Genomic DNA, 18,815 nt, shown 5'->3' with positions numbered 1-18,815 from the left:
CCGGCGGGCGGTGAGTGTTCCTCACCGCCCGCCGGCCTACACGTATACTTGACCCTTGTGCGATCGGCGAACGATCGCAGCGAAAGGCTTCAACGACTGTGCAGATCCTCGAGTTCGTCCTGCAGGTGCTTCTCGGCATCACGAGTCTCCTGCTGACTCTCCTCATCCTGCTCCACAAGGGGCGCGGTGGCGGCCTGTCCGACATGTTCGGCGGCGGCATGACGTCGGCGCTCGGCTCCTCGGGCCTCGCCGAGCGCAACCTCAACCGGTTCACGGTGGTCCTCGCCCTGGTGTGGTTCGCTTCGATCGTCGCGCTCGGCCTGATCACGAAGTTCCAGGCCCTCTGATGGCCACCGGAGGCAACGCGATCCGCGGCACCCGCGTCGGTGCCGGTCCGATGGGCGAGCAGGACCACGGGTTCCACGCCGAGCGCGTGGCCGTCTCGTACTGGGACGCCCTGGGCAACGAGACCGTGCGCTACTTCGCGGCGGGCATCCCCGAGGAGGAGATCCCCGACACGATCGACTCGCCGCACTCGGGTCTGCCGGCCGGCCGCGACAAGGAGAACCCTCCCGCCGTCGCGAAGACCGAGCCGTACAAGACGCATCTCGCCTACGTCAAGGAGCGCCGCACCGAGGAAGAGGCCGAGACCCTCCTCGACGACGCGCTCAAGCAGCTGCGCGAGCGCCGCGGCCAGGACTGAGCCACCTCAGACATACGAGAAGAGCGGATGCTGCGGCATCCGCTCTTCTCGTATGTCCGGCGATCGTCGCCGAGCCGCGTCAGTACTCCCGGTCGATGAGCTCCGGCGGCACCTGGGCGGCGGCGGCCTGGTCGACGAAGAACGTCGTGCGCGTGCGGCCCTTCGCGCCGGCGGCGGGCACGCTCGCATAGCTCGCGCCGGCGAGGGCGAGCCCGAGCGCGGCGGCCTTGTCGGCGCCCGCCAGCACGAGCCACACGCGCTTGGAGCTGTTGATCACCGGGCGCGTCATGGTGATGCGCTCCGGCGGTGGCTTGGGGGAGTCGCGCACGGCCACCACCGAGCGGTCCGTGATCTGGATCTCGGGTCGGTCGGGGAAGAGCGATGCGATGTGTCCGTCGGGCCCGACGCCGAGGAAGCAGACGTCGAACGACGGCCACGCGCCTTCTCTGCCGGGGAAACGCGCCAGCTCGCGGGCGTAGGCGGCTGCCGCGGTGTCGAGGTCGAGTCCGTCGTCGCTCCCGAGGGTCGCATGGATGTTCTCCGCGGGGACCTCGACGACATCCAGGAACGCGTCACGCGCCTGGCGGTCGTTGCGGTCGGCGTGGCCGAGCGGAACGAAGCGCTCGTCGCTCCACCAGAAGTGCACGCGCGACCAGTCGATGCGCGCCGCGCGGGGGTTGCGCGCGGCGGCCGCGAGCACGGCCGCGCCCATCGAGCCACCCGTGAGCGAGATGTGTGCGAGCTTGCCCTCGTCGATGCGCTTGGCGACCCGACTCAGGAAGCGGGGCGCGACCGATTCGGCCAACGCGGCGGGATCGGAACTGATGATGACGCGTTTCTCTGCCCAGCCCTCAGGCATCCTGCGTCCCGTCCGTCACCCGCGCACCGCTCATCAGGCCTGCGTACCCTTCGTCGCCGGGGGGTCGAGCAGCTCCCAACCCTCGGTGATCACTCGACCATACAGTACGTCCGGGTCGAGCCGACGAAGCTCCTCCGCGAGGCATTCGCGGAGCGTCCGACGGGGGAACGCGAGGTCGTGCGTGGGCTGACCAGGCTGGGTGAGGATGGCGACGCCGGGGGACGGGCGTTCCAGGAGCACCTCGCCGCTGGCGCGCACCAGGGCGACGGACTTGATTCCGTGCGGCCACTCCTGCGCGTCGAGGTACGCCCAGTCGACCGGCACATCGAGCGTGAGACGCAGCCACGCCGCGAGGAGCGCGGTGGAGGGCGAGTCGGACGCTCCGCGGACGCGCACGCCCACGACGGGCTCGTACGGCGGCTGGTCGAGGATCGCGGCCAGCTGCTCGCGCCAGCGCGTCAGGCGCGTCCAGGCGAGGTCGGTGTCACCCGGCGCGTACTGCTCGCCGAGGCCGGCGACCCAGGCCGACGGGTCCGACTTGGTCGCGGCATCCGTGATCCGGCGCTGTGCGATGCGACCGATCGAGGTTCGCGAGATGTGGTCGGGGGTCCGGTTGGGCCACCACACCACGACGGGGGCGTCGGGGAGGAGGAGGCCCGTCACGAGGCTCTCAAGGTTGGACCGCCCGGCGTCGCCGAAGGCGCGGAGCGTGACGACCTCGCTCGCGCCGGCGTCGCCTCCGACGCGGATCTGCGCGTCGAGGCGGGACTCGCCGTCGCCGGAGTCCGGGATCATCAGCACGATCACGCGCATCGGGTGCTCGCGCGACGCGTCGTTCGCGGCCTCGATCACCTCTTCGACGGCGCCCTCGCGGGTCAGGATGACGAGCGTCAGCACGCGGCCGAGGGCGACCGCCCCGCCTTCTTCGCGCACGTTGACGAGTGCGCGGGAGATCTTGCTGACGGTGGTGTCGGGAAGGTCGACGATCACGGGCGCCTCCAGGTGCGACCATCGCGGGCGAGCATCTCGTCCGCGGAATCCGGGCCCCACGACCCGGGCGAGTACTGTTCGAGCGGGCCGCCCTGGGCATCCCAGAACTTCTCGATCGGGTCGAGGATCTTCCACGACAGCTCGACCTCTTCGTGCCGCGGGAACAGCGGCGGGTCGCCGAGGAGCACATCGAGGATGAGACGCTCATACGCCTCCGGGCTCGCTTCGGTGAAGGCGTGGCCGTAGCCGAAGTCCATCGTGACGTCGCGCACCTGTGCGCCGGCACCCGGCACCTTGGAGCCGAAGCGGATCGTCACGCCCTCATCGGGCTGCACGCGGATCACGAGGGCGTTCTGGCCCTGACCCGAGGTCTGGCTGCGCGAGAACAGAAGTTCGGGGGCGCGCTTGAACACCACGGCGATCTCGGTCACGCGGCGGCCGAGGCGCTTGCCGGTGCGCAGGTAGAACGGCACGCCGGCCCAGCGGCGGGTGTTCACCTCGAGCGTCACGGCGGCGTACGTCTCGGTCGTGGACTGGGGGTTCATGCCGTCTTCCTCGAGGAAGCCGAGCACCTTCTCGCCGCCCTGCCAACCGCCGGCGTACTGACCACGCGCGGTGGAACGCGCGAGGTCGGCCGGGAGGGTGACGGCGGCGAGCACCTTCTCCTTCTCGGCGCGGAGGTCCTTCGCGTCGAACGAGATGGGCTCCTCCATCGCGGTGAGCGCCATGAGCTGCAGCAGGTGGTTCTGGATGACGTCGCGCGCGGCGCCGACACCGTCGTAGTAGCCGGCTCGGCCGCCGACCCCGATGTCTTCCGCCATCGTGATCTGCACGTGGTCGACGTAGTTGCGGTTCCAGATCGGCTCGTACAGCTCGTTCGCGAAGCGCAGCGCGAGGATGTTCTGCACCGTCTCCTTGCCGAGGTAGTGGTCGATGCGGAAGATCGAGTCGGTGGGGAACGCAGAGCGCAGCACGTCGTTGAGAGCACGTGCCGACGCCTGGTCGTGACCGAACGGCTTCTCGATGACGACGCGGCGCCAGCGGTCGGGCTGGTCGGCGGTGTCGTCGACGAGGCCCGACGACTTCAGCTGCTCCGCCACGAGGGGGAACGCCTTCGGCGGGATCGACAGGTAGTAGGCGTGATTGCCCATCGTGCCGCGTTCGGTGTCGAGCTTGTCGACGGTCTCCTTGAGGCGGCGGAACGCCTCCGGGTCATCGAACTCGCCCGAGACGAAGCGGATGCCCTGGAGCAGCTGCTGCCACGTCTCATCGCGGAACTCGGTACGGGCATGCTGGCGCACCGCGTCGTAGACGACTTTCGCGAAGTCCTGGTCCTCCCAGTCGCGGCGCGCGAAGCCCACCAGCGCGAAGCCGGGAGGCAGCAGGCCGCGATTGGCGAGGTCGTAGACGGCGGGCATGAGCTTCTTGCGGGAGAGGTCTCCCGTGACACCGAAGATGACGAGCGCGCTCGGACCGGCGATGCGGTTGAGGCGACGATCTTCGGGGTCGCGCAACGGGTTGTGCCCGCGCGAGATCTCGACGGTCATGTGGGGCTCGAACTCCTACTGGGCCGCTTCGAAGAGCGAGAGCACTTCGATCTGGGGGTCGGTGAGGGTGAGGGTCACGACGGGACGGCCGTGGCCTTCGGCGAGGACGGCCGCGTCGCCCGCGGCCTGCGCCTGGATCAGCTGGCCGAAGGTGAACGGCCGGCCGGGGATCTCGAGGTCGACGTCGGTCTGCTCGAGGATCTGCAGGAAGACCCCGTTCGCCGGGCCGCCCTTGTGGTACTGGCCCGTCGAGTGCAGGAATCGGGGCCCCCAGCCGAACGTGGTCGGGCGACCCGAGTCCGCGGCGACGAGCTCGCGCAGGCCGGAGAGCTGGCCGAGCTCGAGGCGGTTCACGTACGCCTGGATCGCGACGTAGCCGTCCTCGGGGAGGCGCGCCCACAGCGCGTCGAGGACGCCCGCGACGGACCCGGATGCCGCGAGCTCGGGGTCCGAGACGCGCACCTCGACGCCCTGCACGGCGAATGCCGGCGCCGTGGGCTCGGGACGCGCCTCGAGCAGGCCGCGCGCGGCGACCTTGGCGGACTCGACGTCGGGCTGGTCGAACGGGTTGATGCCCAGCATCCGTCCCGCGATCGCCGTCGCGTACTCCCACACCACGAACTGCGCACCGAGCGAGCCGCTCACGAGGACCTCGCCCTCGTGGTGCTCGAACAGGTGGAACTTCTTGGCCTCGTCGACGAAGCGCACGATCTGCAGGTCGGCGGGCTTCGCGTCGACCTCGGGGGAGACCGGCAGCAGGACGACGGGAAGGATGCCGGTGCCCTGCTTGCCGGTCGACTCGGCGACGAGCTGCTCGATCCAGTCCGGCAGCCCCACGATATGGGTGCCGTCCGTGATGAGACCCAGTTTGTCCTTGCGGGGCTCGCCGCCGGCGATCGCCGCGGCGAGCACGAGCGCGGGGTTGTCGGGGCTGTCGATCGAGACCTCGAGCAGCGACGCCTCGGCCTCGTCGAGAAGCTCCGAGATATCGGCGCCCGCGAGGCCCGCCGGCACGAGCCCGAAGGCGGTGAGCGCCGAGTACCGGCCGCCCACGGTCGGGTCGGCGTTGAACACGGTGTACCCCTCGGCGCGCGCCTGCGCATCCAGGGGCGAGCCGGGGTCGGTGACGACGATGATCCGCTCGGCGGGATCGATGCCGAGGTCGCGGAACGCCGCCTCGAACGCGCGCTTCGCCGAGTCCGTCTCGACCGTCGATCCCGACTTCGACGACACCACGAGCGCGGTGCGCGTGAGGTCGCCGGCCTGGGCATCGCCGTCGATCGCGGCGAGCACCTGGCCCGGCGCGGTCGAGTCGAGAATCACCAGCGGCGCACCCGACGTCTGCGTGATCACCTCGGGTGCGAGCGACGAGCCGCCCATGCCCGCGAGCACGATGCGGGTCACGTTGCGGGCGTGCAGACGCTCACGCAGCGCGAGGACCTCAGGCACGAGAGGTCGCGAGACACTGACGGCCTCGGTCCACCCGAGTCGACGGGAAGCCTCGTCCTCCGCCTCAGGACCCCACAGCGACGAGTCGCCGCCCGTGATCCCGGACGCCACCAGGCTCGCGACGAGCCCGGGGAGCGTCGCCTCGACGACGGATTTGACGTGCCCCGACAGGTGGATGTCGAAGCTCATCGGGTGGCCTGGAGCGCGTCCTCGAGCGCCGTCTTCACGGTGTCCTGCAGGTCGTGCCAGGACGCGATGAACTTGCTCACGCCCTCGTCCTCGAGCACCTGGGTGACGTCGGCGAAATCGACGCCCACGGCGGCGAGGCGGTCGAACACGTGGTGAGCGGCCTCGTACGTGCCGGTGACGGTGTCGCCCGCGATCTGACCGTGGTCGAAGGTGGCCTCGAGCGTCTTCTCCGGCATGGTGTTGACGGTGCCGGGGGCGACGAGCTCGGTGACGTACAGCGTGTCGGGGAGGTTCGGATCCTTGACCCCGGTCGAGGCCCAGAGCGGCCGCTGGGCGTGGGCTCCGGCCTCCGTGAGCGCCTTCGCGCGGTCGGTGGCGAACTCCTTCTCGAACAGCTCGTACGCGAGGCGCGCGTTCGCGACGCCGGCGAGCGACTTCAGGTCTGCGGCCTCGTCGGTGCCCACGGCGGCGAGGCGCTTGTCGACCTCGGTGTCCACGCGCGACACGAAGAACGAGGCCACGGAGTGGATCTGCGAGATGTCGTGGCCGTTCGCCTTCGCCTGCTCGATGCCCGCGAGGAAGGCCTCGATGACCTCGGCGTAGCGCTCGAGGCTGAAGATGAGCGTGACATTGACCGAGATGCCCTCGGCGAGCACGGCGGTGATGGCGGGCAGGCCCGCCTTCGTCGCGGGGATCTTGATGTGGACGTTCGGGCGGTCGACCTTCGCCCACAGCTCCTTGGCCTGCGCGATCGTCGCTTCGGTGTCGTGGGCGAGGTCGGGGGAGACCTCGATCGACACGCGACCGTCCACGCCGTTCGTGGCGTCGTAGACGGGACGGAAGATGTCCGCCGCGTCGCGCACGTCGTCGGTCGTCGCCGCGAAGATCGCCTCGTCGACCGACGCGCCCGCCTTCGCGAGCTCGGCGATCTGGTCGGCGTACGCGTGTCCGCCGCCGCCGATGGCGCCCTGGAAGATCGTCGGGTTCGTCGTGACGCCCGAGACGTTGCGCGTCGAGATGAGTTCGGTCAGGTTGCCCGACGTGATGCGCTCACGCGACAGGTCGTCGAGCCAGATGCTCACGCCTTCGGCGACCAGCTTCTCGGTGGGGGTGCTCATTCTGCCTTCTCCTCGTGCTTACTTCGCCGCGGCGAGTTCGAGTGCTGCCGTGGCCGCGAGAGTCTCGCGGGCGGCCTCGACGACGGCGTCGGCGGTGATGCCGAACTTCTGGAACAGGGTCTTGTAGTCGGCCGACGCACCGAAGTGGTCGATCGCGACGGAGCGGCCGGCGTCGCCGACCATGCCGCGCCACGTGAGCGCGGAGCCGGCCTCGACCGACACTCGCGCCTTGACGGCGGCGGGGAGCACCTTCTCGCGGTACGCCTCGTCCTGCTCGTCGAACCACTCCAGCGACGGTGCCGACACCACTCGGGCGTTCACGCCCTCGGCGGCGAGGGTCTCGCGGGCGGAGACCGCCAGCTGCACCTCGGAACCGGTCGCGATCAGGATCACGTCAGGCGTGCCGTTCGGCGCCTCCGCGAGGATGTACGCGCCCTTGGCGACGCCGTCGGTCGACGCGAACACGTCGCCTTCCGCCTCGCCCGTGCCGCGGGAGAACACCGGGATGTTCTGGCGGGTGAGCGCAAGACCTGCGGGCCCGCCCTGACGGCGGACGATCTCGAGCCACGCGGCCGAGGTCTCGTTCGCGTCGGCCGGACGCACCACCGTGAAGTTCGGGATGGCGCGCAGCGTCGCGAGCTGCTCGATCGGCTGGTGGGTGGGGCCGTCCTCGCCGAGCGCGACGGAGTCGTGCGTCCACACGAAGATCGACGGGATGTCCATCAGCGCGGCCAGACGCACCGACGGGCGCATGTAGTCGCTGAAGATGAGGAACGTGCCGCCGAACGGACGCGTCGGGCCGTGCAGCTTGATGCCGTTGACGATCGCGCCCATGGCGTGCTCGCGGATGCCGAAGTGCAGCACGCGGCCGTAGGGGTCGCCCGACCACTCGTGCGTGGACCACTCGGCCGGGATGAACGACTTCGCGTCCTTGATGGTGGTCAGGTTCGACTCGGCGAGGTCGGCCGAGCCGCCCCACAGCTCGGGCAGCACCGCGGCCAGCGCGTTGATGACGGTGCCCGAAGCGGCGCGGGTCGAGACCTCCTTGCCGGCCTCGAACGAGGGGAGAGCGGATGCCACGTCCGCGGGCAGCTCGCCGGCCTCGAGGCGGTCGAACAGCGCCTTGCGCTCGGGGTTGGCCGCGGCCCAGGCGTCGAAGGACTGCTGCCACACCGCGCGCTCCTCGGCGGCGCGGTCTGCCAGCGCCCGGGTGTGGGCGATGACGTCGCCCGGGACCACGAAGGACTGCTCGGGGTCGAAGCCGAGGACCTTCTTCGTGGCGGCGAGCTCGTCGGCGCCCAGCGCGGAGCCGTGGATCTTGCCGGTGTTCTGCTTGCCGGGCGACGGCCAGCCGATGATGGTGCGCAGGATGATGAGCGACGGCTTCGCGGTCTCGCCCTTGGCGGCCTCGATCGCGCCGTACAGCTCGGCGACGTCTTCGACGTACTCGCCGGTCTTCTTCCAATCCACGACCTGCACGTGCCAGCCGTACGACTCGTAGCGCTTGGCGACGTCCTCGGTGAAGGCGACGTTGGTGTCGTCCTCGATGGAGATCTGGTTCGAGTCGTAGATCGCGATCAGGTTGCCCAGCGCCTGGTGGCCCGCGAGTGACGACGCCTCGCTGGTGACGCCTTCCTGCAGGTCGCCGTCACCGGCGATGACATAGGTGTAGTGGTCGAACGGCGACTCGCCGGCGGCGGCCTCCGGGTCGAACAGGCCGCGCTCGTAGCGGGCCGCGTACGCGAAGCCCACCGCTGAGGCCAGGCCCTGGCCCAGCGGGCCGGTCGTGATCTCGACGCCCTTGGTGTGGCCGTACTCGGGGTGCCCCGGGGTGAGCGAGCCCCAGGTGCGCAGCGCCTTGAGGTCGTCGAGCTCGAGCCCGAACCCGCCCAGGTACAGCTGTACGTACTGGGTGAGCGAGGAGTGGCCGGCCGACAGGATGAACCGGTCGCGTCCGACCCAGTGGGTGTCCGTGGGATCGTGGCGCAGCACGCGCTGATACAGCAGGTACGCGGCCGGCGCCAGGCTCATCGCTGTGCCGGGGTGGCCGTTGCCCACCTTCTCCACAGCGTCCGCTGCCAGGACGCGGGCGGTGTCCACCGCGCGCCGATCGATCTCATCCCAACGCAGTTCCGACACCGGGTCGCCTTTCTGTGGAGTGCGCCCAGGAATGTGGCCGGCTCGCGGCCCTTGTCCGGATGGAGAAGGGGGAATCGGCGACGGGCGCGCGTGTTTCTCAGCATAGCGAAGGGGTAAACCACCGAGGCCATGCAAGCGGTCTATGTGACGGAGTCTTTCGAACGTCGGGTCGCCATCGGTGACATCCCGGTGTCGCGGGAGTCACGTTCTGCTCACGCCTGCGAATCGGCCGATGTGATCCGCCCCCGGCATCGGCCCCCGTGGCCGGCGGCCGGGCGCGACACGCCGATGCCCTAGACTTGGGGCGATTCTGCAGGCGGCGATTGCGGGGGCCATGGACAGCACGAAGACGGCCGGGACCGTAGCATCCGTCGACGGCTCCAGCCGGCCTCCGCAGACGTTCGGCCGCACCGTCCGCGCGTACGTCGCGCTGATGAAGCCTCGCGTTCTCGAGCTGCTGCTGGTCACCACGGTGCCGGTCATGATCCTCGCCGAGGGCGGTTTCCCCGACGTGTGGCTGGTCGTCGCGACCGTCATCGGCGGCACCGCGAGCGCCGGATCGGCCGCTGCGTTCAACATGTATCTCGACCGCGACATCGACGCGCACATGCAGCGCACGGTGAACCGCCCGCTCGTCACCGGCGAGGTCTCGCCGCGCGGCGCCCTCATCTTCGCGTGGACGCTGGCGGTCTTCTCGACCGTGTGGCTGTGGCTCACGACGAACTGGCTCGCCGCGACGCTGTCGGCGGCCGCGATCTTCTTCTACGTCGTGATCTACACGATGATCCTCAAGCGCCGCACCGAGCAGAACATCGTGTGGGGCGGCATCGCGGGCTGCTTCCCGGTGCTGATCGGCTGGACGGCGGTGACCGGCTCGCTCGCGTGGCCGCCGGTCATCCTCTTCGCCCTCGTCTTCCTGTGGACGCCGCCGCACTACTGGCCGCTGTCGATGAAGTACAAGGACCAGTACGAAGAGGTCGACGTCCCCATGCTCGGCGCGACGCGTGCCGGCTCGCAGGTGGGACTCCAGGTGATCCTGTACGCATGGGCCACCGTCGTGTGCTCGCTGCTTCTCATCCCCGTCGCCGGCATGGGCCTGGTCTACACCGTCTCGTCCCTCGTCTTCGGCGGCTGGTTCATCTACGAGTCCCACGTGCTCTACAACCGCGCCGTGCGCGGCACCGAGCCGCGCCCGATGCGCGTGTTCCACGCCTCGATCACGTACCTCACGCTGCTGTTCGTCGCGATCGCGGTAGACCCGCTGCTGCCGTTCTGATCTGACGGACGTACGACAGGGGCCGCCCGGCGAACCGGGCGGCCTCTGTCGTGCGGTGGATCAGCGGGCGATGGATGCCTCGACCTCGGCGTCGACCGGCTCCGCGCTCTCGGCGGCGTCGGCGTCGGTCGCCTTCGGAGCCTGCGGCTGCTCGGCGGCGGTCTCGGTCTCCGACGTCCAGTCGATGGGCTCGACGACCTCGACCGGCGGGTGGGGGCGCAGCGTCGAGACGGCGGCGACGCCGAGCGCGAGCAGAACGCCGATCACCCCGGCGCCGATGAGGATGGAGCCGAGCTGGGCGATCGACTGGCCGACGTACACGTCGACGCCGGTCGCAGTGCCATCGGTGAGCGTGGTCGTCATCGAGCCGAGCTTGTCGGTGGTGATGTACCAGCCGCCGACGATCGTCGCCAGGGAGACGACGACGAGGCCCCAGAACGGGATGCTGCGGATGAGACGGGGGCGGGTGGGCATGTGTCGATCACTCCTCGGGATGCGCGACCCGGGTGGCCGCGGCATCCCACCCTCGCAAAGGAGTCCGTGTGACGCCAATCCGGTTGCTATGGATCAGCTGTGCGCGGCGGCCGCTTGGACCGGTGCAGTGAGGTTCATGGCCACCGCGGTCATCGCGGCCACGAGAGCCACCGCGAGCACCATGTGGATGTTCACCAAGACGATCGGGAGACCGGTACGCGCCTGCCAGAGACCGACGGCGATCTGCGCGAACTCGACCACCAGGAGCAGCAGCGTCCACAGCCGGAGCCGCAGCGCGTGCGGAGTGCGCCACGAGCCCGCCACGAGCACGAGCGTCAGGGCGAAGGTGATGTAGGCCGGCCACGCGTGGATGTGCTGCATGAGCTCGGGGTTCAGCCCGTTGCGCGCCGCGCCGCCGTCGCCGGCGTGGGGGCCGGAGCCGGTGACGAGGATGCCGACGACCACGGTCAGCAGCACGAACGCGCTCGTCACATACGTCGCGGCGGCATACCAGCGCGGCACCGCGAGTGCGCGTGGGCCGGGCACGGCGTACACGCGCACCACGAGCGCGGCCGCCAGAGCGACCAGCAGAACCGACGCGAAGTAGTGCAGGCCCACGACGTAGGGGTTGAGACCGGTGAGTACCGTGATGCCGCCGATGACCGCCTGCAGGGGCACGTAGAGGCCGATGAGGAGTGACAGCCAGAACAGGTCGCGCCGCTCACGCCGCATCCGCACCACGAAGAGGAATGTGATGATCGCGACCGCGACCAGCACGAATGTCAGCAGGCGATTGCCGAACTCGATGAACCCGTGCACACCCGAGACCTCGGGAACGGGCACGAACGAGTCCTCGCTGCAGCGAGGCCAGGTGTCGCAGCCGAGGCCCGAGCCGGTGAGTCGCACGAGTCCGCCCGTGCCGACGATGCCGATCTGCACGACCAGCGTCGCCCACGCCGCGGCGATGACGCGCCGGTCCACCCGGTCGGGAAGCCAGAGCCACAGGCGCCTCCAGATCCCCGTCGCCGTCGTGGTGGTCTGCTGCGCGGACATGCTGATCGTCGCTTCCTGGGAGTGTTCGGCGGCGCCGCATGCGGCTCGCGACGTGAAGTCACGGCGCGGCCGCCAGGGGCGGGAGCCTGTAGAATCGAGGGGTCGGTTGCGCATGTGCTTCACAGCGCCGCGCACCACTGACAGTCTAGGCGCGATGGTCGGCGCCGCTTGAGAGGGCCCGAGAAGCGGCATCCCTTTCCGGTATCTCCACCGGGGAGCACGGATGCCGGGACGGATGACACCGCCAGGACCCGGAGGAGAACGAGACGATGTCTGATGTGCTGATCGATCGCCCTGAGCTGGAAGGCCTGGGCGTCTACGAGTTCGGCTGGCACGATGCCGACGCCGCCGGAGCGAGCGCCAAGCGTGGCCTCAGCGACGCCGTGGTGCGCGACATCTCGGCGCTGAAGGCCGAGCCGGAGTGGATGCTCAAGACCCGCCTCAAGGGTCTGCAGCTGTTCGAGCGCAAGCCCATGCCCACGTGGGGGGCGGATCTCAGCGAGATCGACTTCGACAACATCAAGTACTTCGTGCGCTCGACGGAGAAGCAGGCCGGCTCCTGGGAGGAGCTGCCGGAGGACATCCGCAACACGTACGAGAAGCTCGGCATCCCCGAGGCCGAGCGTCAGCGCCTCGTTGCGGGCGTCGCCGCGCAGTACGAGTCCGAGGTCGTGTACCACCAGATCCGTGAGGACCTCGAGGCCCAGGGCGTCATCTTCATGGACACCGACACCGCGCTGCGCGAGCACCCGGAGTTCTTCGAGGAGTACTTCGGCACCGTCATTCCCGCGGGAGACAACAAGTTCGCGGCGCTGAACACCGCCGTCTGGTCGGGCGGCTCCTTCGTCTACGTGCCGCCGGGTGTGCACGTCGAGATCCCGCTTCAGGCCTACTTCCGCATCAACACCGAGAACATGGGCCAGTTCGAGCGGACACTCATCATCGCCGACGAGGGCTCGTACGTCCATTACATCGAGGGCTGCACCGCTCCGATCTACAAGAGCGACTCGCTGCACTCCGCCGTCGTCGAGATCATCGTGAAGAAGAACGCCCGCGTGCGCTACACGACGATCCAGAACTGGTCGAACAACGTCTACAACCTCGTCACCAAGCGCGCCGTGGCGCACGAGGGCGCGACGATGGAGTGGATCGACGGCAACATCGGGTCCAAGGTCACGATGAAGTACCCGTCGATCTTCCTGATGGGCGAGCACGCCAAGGGTGAGACGCTCTCGGTCGCCTTCGCCGGTCCCGGCCAGCACCAGGACGCCGGCGCGAAGATGATCCACATGGCGCCGTACACGCAGTCGTCGATCGTCTCGAAGTCGATCGCCCGCGGCGGCGGTCGTGCCGGTTACCGCGGCGAGGTGCGTGTCGACGCGAACGCGCACCACTCGGCGAACACGGTGCGCTGCGACGCGCTGCTGGTCGACACGATCTCGCGATCGGACACCTACCCCGCGATCGACATCCGCGTCGACGACGTGCAGCTCGGCCACGAGGCAACGGTCTCGAAGGTCAGCGAGGAGCAGCTCTTCTACCTGATGAGCCGCGGCATGCCCGAAGACGAGGCCATGGCCATGATCGTGCGCGGCTTCATCGAGCCGATCGCGCGCGAGCTGCCCATGGAGTACGCGCTCGAACTCAACAAGCTCATCGAGATGGGCATGGAAGGATCCGTCGGCTAGATGAGCCCCACCACCGAGGCCCCCACCGTTCCTGGCGCGAAGGGCCACACCGATGGCGCCGGTGCCTTCGTGCCCGTGCAGACTCGCTCCGAGCGACCCTGGTCGTTCGACCCCGCCGCCTTCGAGGCGCCCACGGGTCGTGAGGTCAACTGGAAGCACACGCCGATCGCCCAGCTCCAGCCGCTGTTCGCCGACGAGGCCGGGCCCCACGGCGTCATCCAGGTCGACGTCCGCGCCCCCGAGGGGCTCGTCCAGGAGCGCCTCGTCGTCGGCGCCGCTCCGCGCGGCGAGGTCTTCCGGCCCGAGGACCTGCCCAGCGCCATCGCCTGGAAGCAGGAGAGCGAGGCGCCCCTGCTGCGCATCCCGGCAGGCGCCGAGTACGCCGAGCCGATCGTCGTCTCGCTGAAGGGCATCGGCGGCCGCGCCCACGCCCACGTGGTGGTGGAGGCGCAGGCGAACTCGCACGCCACCGTCGTCTTCCATCACACCGGCACCGCGCACCACGCGCAGAACGTCGAGGTGATCGTCCGCGAGGGCGCTCATCTCGAGCTCGTCACCGTCCAGCGCTGGGACGACGACGCGGTTCACGTGGCGTCGCACCAGGCTCGTGTCGACCGCGACGCGACCCTCCGCCACGTCGTCGTCAGCTTCGGCGGCGGCGTCGTGCGCGTGAACCCGAGCGTCGAGCTGGCAGGCACCGGATCTCGCGCCGAGCTCTATGGCCTCAGCTACTCCGACTCCGGACAGCACCTCGAGAGCCAGGTGTACCTGCACCACAAGGGTGCGGAGACCTCGGGCGACGTGCTGTACAAGAGCGCCCTGCAGGGCGCCGCGGCGCGCACGGTCTGGATCGGCGACGTCCTCATCGGACCGGATGCCGTCGGCACCGACTCGTACGAGGCGAACCGCAACCTCGTCCTCACCGAGGGTGCCCGCGCCGAGTCGATCCCGAACCTGGAGATCGAGACGGGCGACATCCGCGGTGCGGGTCACGCGAGCGCCACCGGGCGCTTCGACGACGAGCAGCTCTTCTACCTGCAGGCGCGCGGGATCACCGAGGACGAGGCGCGACGCCTCGTGGTGCTCGGCTTCCTCGCGGAGATCGTGCAGAAGATCGGTGTCGAAGACCTCGAGGCGGAGCTGTTCGCCGCGATCGAGGAAGAACTCGCCAAGGAGGCCGGCCAGTGACCGCTCAGCGCGTGTGCGCCCTCAGCGACCTCGTCCAGGACGAGGCCCGCCGCGTGGAGGTGGACGGCGTCGCGATCGCCCTCGTGCTCGACTCCAACGGCGACGTCCATGCGATCGGCGACGTCTGCACCCACGGCGACATCTCGCTGTCTGAGGGCTTCGTCGACGGTGAGACGCTGGAGTGCTGGGCCCACGGCTCGGCGTTCTCGCTGCGCACCGGCAAGCCCCTCAATCTCCCCGCGTATGAGCCGGTCCCGGTCTTCGCGGTCACCGTCGACGGCGATGACGTGCTCATCGACGCGACCGTCAAGCTCGAAGTGAACTGAAGAAGGTACTGAAGAATGTCTGTTCTCGAGATCCGCGACCTCCACGTGACGGTCGAGACGGATGCCGGCACCACGCCGATCCTCAACGGTCTGACGCTCACGATCCGCACGGGTGAGACCCACGCGATCATGGGCCCCAACGGCTCCGGCAAGTCGACGCTCGCGTACACGATCGCCGGACACCCCAAGTACAACGTCACGAGCGGCTCGATCTCGCTCGATGGCGAGGACGTCCTCGAGATGTCTGTCGACGAGCGAGCCCGTGCCGGCCTCTTCCTCGCGATGCAGTACCCGGTGGAGATCCCTGGCGTGACGGTCACGAACTTCCTGCGCACCGCGAAGACGGCGATCGACGGTGAGGCGCCGTCGATCCGCACCTGGACCAAGGACGTCAAGGCGTCCATGAAGAACCTGCGCATGGACCCGAAGTTCGCGTCGCGCAACGTCAACGAGGGCTTCTCGGGCGGCGAGAAGAAGCGCCATGAGATCCTCCAGCTCGAGCTGCTGAAGCCGCAGATCGCCGTGCTCGACGAGACGGACTCCGGCCTCGACGTCGACGCGTTGAAGATCGTGTCGGAGGGCGTCAACCGCGCGAAGGCCGAGACGAACCTCGGCGTGCTCCTCATCACGCACTACACCCGCATCCTCCGCTACATCTCCCCGGACTTCGTGCACGTCATGGTGAACGGACGCATCGTCGAGGAGGGCGGCCCTGAACTCGCCGACCGCCTCGAGGAGGAGGGGTACGACCGCTTCCTGCCCGCGGGCGAAGTGGAGTCGGCCGAGGCCCCCGTCGGCAGCGAAGCGTAGGATCGACCTTATGACGGCGACCCTCACCCCCGAGAAGTACGACGAGGTGACCGAGGCTCTCAAGGACGTCATGGACCCCGAACTGGGGATCAATGTCGTCGACCTCGGTCTGATCTACGATCTCGCGTGGGACGACGAGAACGACGCGCTGGTCATCCACATGACCCTCACGTCCGCCGGGTGCCCGCTCACCGACGTGCTCGAGGAGCAGACGGCCCAGGCGCTCGACGACATCGTCGAGCGGTTCCGCATCAACTGGGTGTGGATGCCGCCGTGGGGCCCTGAGCGCATCACCGACGACGGGCGCGACATGATGCGCGCGCTCGGCTTCGCGATCTGACGCTTCATACGAGGACGCACAAAGGCGGCGGTCCGGCCGCGCTCGTTAGGCTTCTCGGGTGAGCGTCACCGTCACCCCCCTTCAGGCACTGCCCATCGCCGAGCTGCGCCAGCGGACCAGCACGAAGTGGCGCAAGTACGGGGAGGACGTACTGCCGTTCTTCGTCGCCGAGACGGACTACGCCCTCGCCCCGGCGATCACCGAGGTGCTGACGCGTGCCGTGCAGCTCGGCGACACCGGCTACACTCCGCCGGAGCCCGGCGTGCGCGAGGCCTTCGTAGGCTTCGCCGAGCGTCGCTGGGGCTGGCGGGTCGACCCGTCCCACGTCTTCTGGACCGGCGACGTGATGATGGGCGTCGTCGAGATCCTGCGCCGCGTCATCGAGCCCGGTGAGCGCGTCGTCGTGATGCCGCCGGTGTATCCGCCGTTCTACGACACGGTCGAGGAGGCCGGCGGCGTGGTCGAGCGGGTGCCCCTCCTCGCGCACGACGCCGGCTGGGAGATCGACCTGCTCGGCGTCGAGGCCGCCCTGGCCGGCGGCGCGCGGGCCGTGCTGCTGTGCAACCCGCACAACCCCACCGGCACGGTGCACGCGCCCGAGGCGCTGGCGGCACTGGCCGACATCGCGGAGGGACTCGGCGCAACCGTGATCAGCGATGAGATCCACGGGCCGCTCACCTACGCGCAGAAGCCCTTCACTCCGTTCCTGGCGGCTTCCGAGTCCGCGCGCCGCGTCGGCTACGCCGTGACGAGCGCGAGCAAGACCTTCAACCTCGCGGGTCTCAAGTGCGCCGTCATGGTGGGTGGTGGCGACGCGCAGGCCAAGGAACTCCGCGCGTTGCCGTGGGAGGTCGAGTGGCGGACTGGTCTGTTCGGCGCTCTCTCGAACGTCGCCGCCTACTCCCCGGAGAGCGACGAGTGGCTTCAGAGCCTGCTGGCCGCCCTCGACGCCAACCGCCTCCTCCTGGCCGACCTGATCGCGGAACATCTGCCGCAGGCGCGGTACCTGCCACCCGACGCCGGCTTCCTCGCATGGGTCGACCTCGCGGCATACGGCTGGGGTGACAATCCCGCCGTGAAGGTGCTCCGTGAGGCCAAGGTCGCTTTGCACCATGGGCCGCTCTTCGGCACCGAGGGCAAGGGTCACGTGCGGATCAACTTCGGCTGCGATCCCGAGCTGCTCCGCGAAGCTGTGCATCGCATCGGCTTCCTCGCCCGCGGCTGACCCATGGCAGCTGTGCGTTCGCCCCGGGCGGTCCGCCGGAGGGGTTAGCCTGGCCGGATGACCTCCCCGGCCGCCGTCGACGCAGAAGGCACGGGCATCTGGCGAGCGCGGTTCCTGTGGGTGACCGTCGGCGCCGTGGCGCTCATCTTCCTTGCGGCGATCCAGTCGCTCGCCGTGACGACGGTGATGCCGGTAGTGAGCGCCGACCTCGACGGCGAACGCCTCTACGCCGTGGCGTTCGCGGGCACTCTCGCGACGAGCGTGATCGGCATGGTGGCAGTGGGCGCCTGGTGCGACCGTGGAGGCGTGCTCGCCCCGCTCACCACCGCGGTCGCGCTCTTCGTCGTCGGCCTTCTCATCGCCGGGCTCGCCCCCACGATGCCGGCGCTCGTCGCCGGCCGCCTCGTGCAGGGGCTCGGCACCGGTGGACAGACCGTGGCGCTGTACGTCGTCGTCGCCAGGGTGTACCCCGGCACGATGCACGGCCGCGTCTTCGCCGCGTTCTCGGCCGCGTGGGTCGTGCCCTCGCTCATCGGGCCCTTTCTCGCGGGGGCTGTGACGGAGTTCCTGCACTGGCGCTGGGTGTTCCTCGGCGTCGCGGCACTCACCGTCGTCGCCTTCGCCCTCGTGGTGGCCCGGCTGCACGGGCTCGCGCTGCACACCGACCAACCCTCGACGGCACGCGTCGCGCCCCGCCTCGCGTGCGCGGTCGCAGTGGCCGTGGGCGCCCTCGGGCTCAGCCTGGCGGGGGAGCTGGGAGCGTGGGCGTGGGCGGCGGTGGCAGCATCCGTCGTCGTCATCGCACTGGCGTCACGGCCGCTGCTGCCCCGCGGCACCCTGGTGGCCGCGAGAGGGCTGCCGAGCGTCGTGCTGATGCGCGGGCTCATCGCCGGAGCGCTCTTCGGCGCGGAGATCTACGTGCCGTACCTGCTGATCGACGGCTACCGCTTCTCGCCGACGTGGGCAGGGCTCGGGCTGACCGCCGCCGCGCTGGCGTGGGCGGTCGCCGCCGACCTGCAAGGCCGCTTCGGCGATCGCATGGGGAACACCCGCATCACGCTCGTCGGCACCGCTCTGCTGGTCACCGCGCTGCTGACCGGCGCCGCGACGGCGCTGCTCGCGCTGCCCGCCGCGGTCCTCATCGTGGGGTGGGGGCTCGCCGGAGGCGGCATGGGTCTGATGTACCCGCGGCTGACCGTGCTGACACTGGCGTACTCCACGCCGCAGAACCAGGGGTTCAACTCGTCGGCGCTGTCGATCTCCGACGCCGTCGGCTCTGCGTCGTCGATCGCGGTGATGGGTCTGGTCTTCACCGCGCTGGCGGGGACGGATGCGGGCTTCCCCGCCGTCTTCGCGATCGCCGTGGCGCTCGCGCTCGGCGCGCTGGTGCCGGGCCTCAGGCTCGGACACGCGCACGAGGCGCCGCGTCGGGGGTGACCGC

Annotated in this window: 18 protein-coding genes; 10 read left to right on the top strand and 8 right to left on the bottom strand. The window is 69.7% G+C overall.

Annotation, left to right across the window (positions count from 1 at the left end; translation table 11 throughout):
• Positions 1–98: 98 nt before the first annotated feature.
• Together secG and JNB61_RS03250 are read left to right on the top strand one after the other, a co-directional pair.
• Positions 99–347 (top strand): preprotein translocase subunit SecG, encoded by a 249-nt coding sequence (gene secG / locus JNB61_RS03255; protein ID WP_045298839.1) that lies wholly within the window; start codon positions 99–101, stop codon positions 345–347.
• Positions 347–703 carry an RNA polymerase-binding protein RbpA gene (locus tag JNB61_RS03250; protein ID WP_056367156.1) on the top strand — a complete coding sequence of 119 codons (357 nt, stop codon included), beginning with the start codon at positions 347–349 and terminating at the stop codon, positions 701–703. Before secG ends, JNB61_RS03250 begins: the two co-directional genes overlap by 1 nt.
• Positions 704–782: 79 nt before the next feature.
• Here the strand turns inward: JNB61_RS03250 and pgl are convergent, their stop codons facing one another.
• Genes pgl through tkt form a run of 6 tightly spaced genes read right to left on the bottom strand, consistent with a single transcriptional unit; the run spans position 783 to position 8,994 of the window.
• On the bottom strand, positions 783–1,562 hold the full coding sequence (gene pgl, locus JNB61_RS03245; RefSeq protein ID WP_220338712.1) for a 6-phosphogluconolactonase: 780 nt from the start codon (positions 1,560–1,562) through the stop codon (positions 783–785).
• Between the two features lie 33 nt (positions 1,563–1,595).
• Entirely contained in the window at positions 1,596–2,552 is a 957-nt protein-coding gene (locus tag JNB61_RS03240; protein WP_159844467.1) for a glucose-6-phosphate dehydrogenase assembly protein OpcA, read from the bottom strand.
• Positions 2,549–4,099: a glucose-6-phosphate dehydrogenase gene (gene zwf, locus JNB61_RS03235; RefSeq protein ID WP_159844465.1), complete on the bottom strand. Its 1,551-nt coding sequence runs from the start codon at positions 4,097–4,099 to the stop codon at positions 2,549–2,551. The genes JNB61_RS03240 and zwf overlap by 4 nt, the downstream gene beginning before the upstream one ends.
• Positions 4,100–4,114: 15 nt before the next feature.
• Positions 4,115–5,737, bottom strand: coding sequence for a glucose-6-phosphate isomerase (locus JNB61_RS03230; RefSeq protein ID WP_220338711.1), 1,623 nt, complete (start codon positions 5,735–5,737; stop codon positions 4,115–4,117).
• Positions 5,734–6,855: a transaldolase gene (gene tal, locus JNB61_RS03225; RefSeq protein WP_220338710.1), complete on the bottom strand. Its 1,122-nt coding sequence runs from the start codon at positions 6,853–6,855 to the stop codon at positions 5,734–5,736. Before tal ends, JNB61_RS03230 begins: the two co-directional genes overlap by 4 nt.
• An 18-nt stretch (positions 6,856–6,873) precedes the next feature.
• On the bottom strand, positions 6,874–8,994 hold the full coding sequence (gene tkt / locus JNB61_RS03220) for a transketolase (RefSeq protein ID WP_220338709.1): 2,121 nt from the start codon (positions 8,992–8,994) through the stop codon (positions 6,874–6,876).
• A gap of 334 nt (positions 8,995–9,328) precedes the next feature.
• Between tkt and JNB61_RS03215 the strand changes: the two genes are divergently transcribed.
• On the top strand, positions 9,329–10,270 hold the full coding sequence (locus JNB61_RS03215) for a heme o synthase (RefSeq protein ID WP_220289378.1): 942 nt from the start codon (positions 9,329–9,331) through the stop codon (positions 10,268–10,270).
• 60 nt (positions 10,271–10,330) lie between these two features.
• Here the strand turns inward: JNB61_RS03215 and JNB61_RS03210 are convergent, their stop codons facing one another.
• Entirely contained in the window at positions 10,331–10,744 is a 414-nt protein-coding gene (locus JNB61_RS03210; protein WP_220338708.1) for a dinucleotide-utilizing enzyme, read from the bottom strand.
• Positions 10,745–10,837: 93 nt separating this feature from the next.
• Positions 10,838–11,797 carry a COX15/CtaA family protein gene (locus tag JNB61_RS03205; RefSeq protein ID WP_220289380.1) on the bottom strand — a complete coding sequence of 320 codons (960 nt, stop codon included), beginning with the start codon at positions 11,795–11,797 and terminating at the stop codon, positions 10,838–10,840.
• A 269-nt stretch (positions 11,798–12,066) separates the two neighbouring features.
• Between JNB61_RS03205 and sufB the strand changes: the two genes are divergently transcribed.
• Genes sufB through JNB61_RS03170 form a run of 7 tightly spaced genes read left to right on the top strand, consistent with a single transcriptional unit; the run spans position 12,067 to position 18,811 of the window.
• Positions 12,067–13,485: a Fe-S cluster assembly protein SufB gene (sufB, locus tag JNB61_RS03200; RefSeq protein ID WP_220289381.1), complete on the top strand. Its 1,419-nt coding sequence runs from the start codon at positions 12,067–12,069 to the stop codon at positions 13,483–13,485.
• Positions 13,486–14,673 carry a Fe-S cluster assembly protein SufD gene (gene sufD / locus JNB61_RS03195; protein ID WP_220289382.1) on the top strand — a complete coding sequence of 396 codons (1,188 nt, stop codon included), beginning with the start codon at positions 13,486–13,488 and terminating at the stop codon, positions 14,671–14,673.
• Positions 14,670–14,999, top strand: coding sequence for a non-heme iron oxygenase ferredoxin subunit (locus JNB61_RS03190; RefSeq protein WP_220289383.1), 330 nt, complete (start codon positions 14,670–14,672; stop codon positions 14,997–14,999). Before sufD ends, JNB61_RS03190 begins: the two co-directional genes overlap by 4 nt.
• Before the next feature lie 15 nt (positions 15,000–15,014).
• Positions 15,015–15,809: a Fe-S cluster assembly ATPase SufC gene (gene sufC / locus JNB61_RS03185; protein ID WP_220289384.1), complete on the top strand. Its 795-nt coding sequence runs from the start codon at positions 15,015–15,017 to the stop codon at positions 15,807–15,809.
• Positions 15,810–15,819: 10 nt separating this feature from the next.
• Positions 15,820–16,149, top strand: a complete 330-nt coding sequence (locus tag JNB61_RS03180) for a metal-sulfur cluster assembly factor (RefSeq protein ID WP_045298811.1) — start codon at positions 15,820–15,822, stop codon at positions 16,147–16,149.
• Between the two features lie 58 nt (positions 16,150–16,207).
• A complete protein-coding gene (locus JNB61_RS03175; RefSeq protein WP_308291191.1) occupies positions 16,208–17,374 on the top strand; it encodes a MalY/PatB family protein in 1,167 nt (388 codons plus the stop codon).
• 57 nt (positions 17,375–17,431) lie between these two features.
• On the top strand, positions 17,432–18,811 hold the full coding sequence (locus tag JNB61_RS03170; protein WP_220338707.1) for an MFS transporter: 1,380 nt from the start codon (positions 17,432–17,434) through the stop codon (positions 18,809–18,811).
• Positions 18,812–18,815: the final 4 nt, after the last annotated feature.

It is taken from the genome of Microbacterium ureisolvens (assembly GCF_019511645.1).
GTDB lineage: Bacteria > Actinomycetota > Actinomycetes > Actinomycetales > Microbacteriaceae > Microbacterium > Microbacterium ureisolvens_A.
Note: the sequence above shows the minus strand (reverse complement) of the source record. Positions and strands in the feature narration are given on the sequence as shown.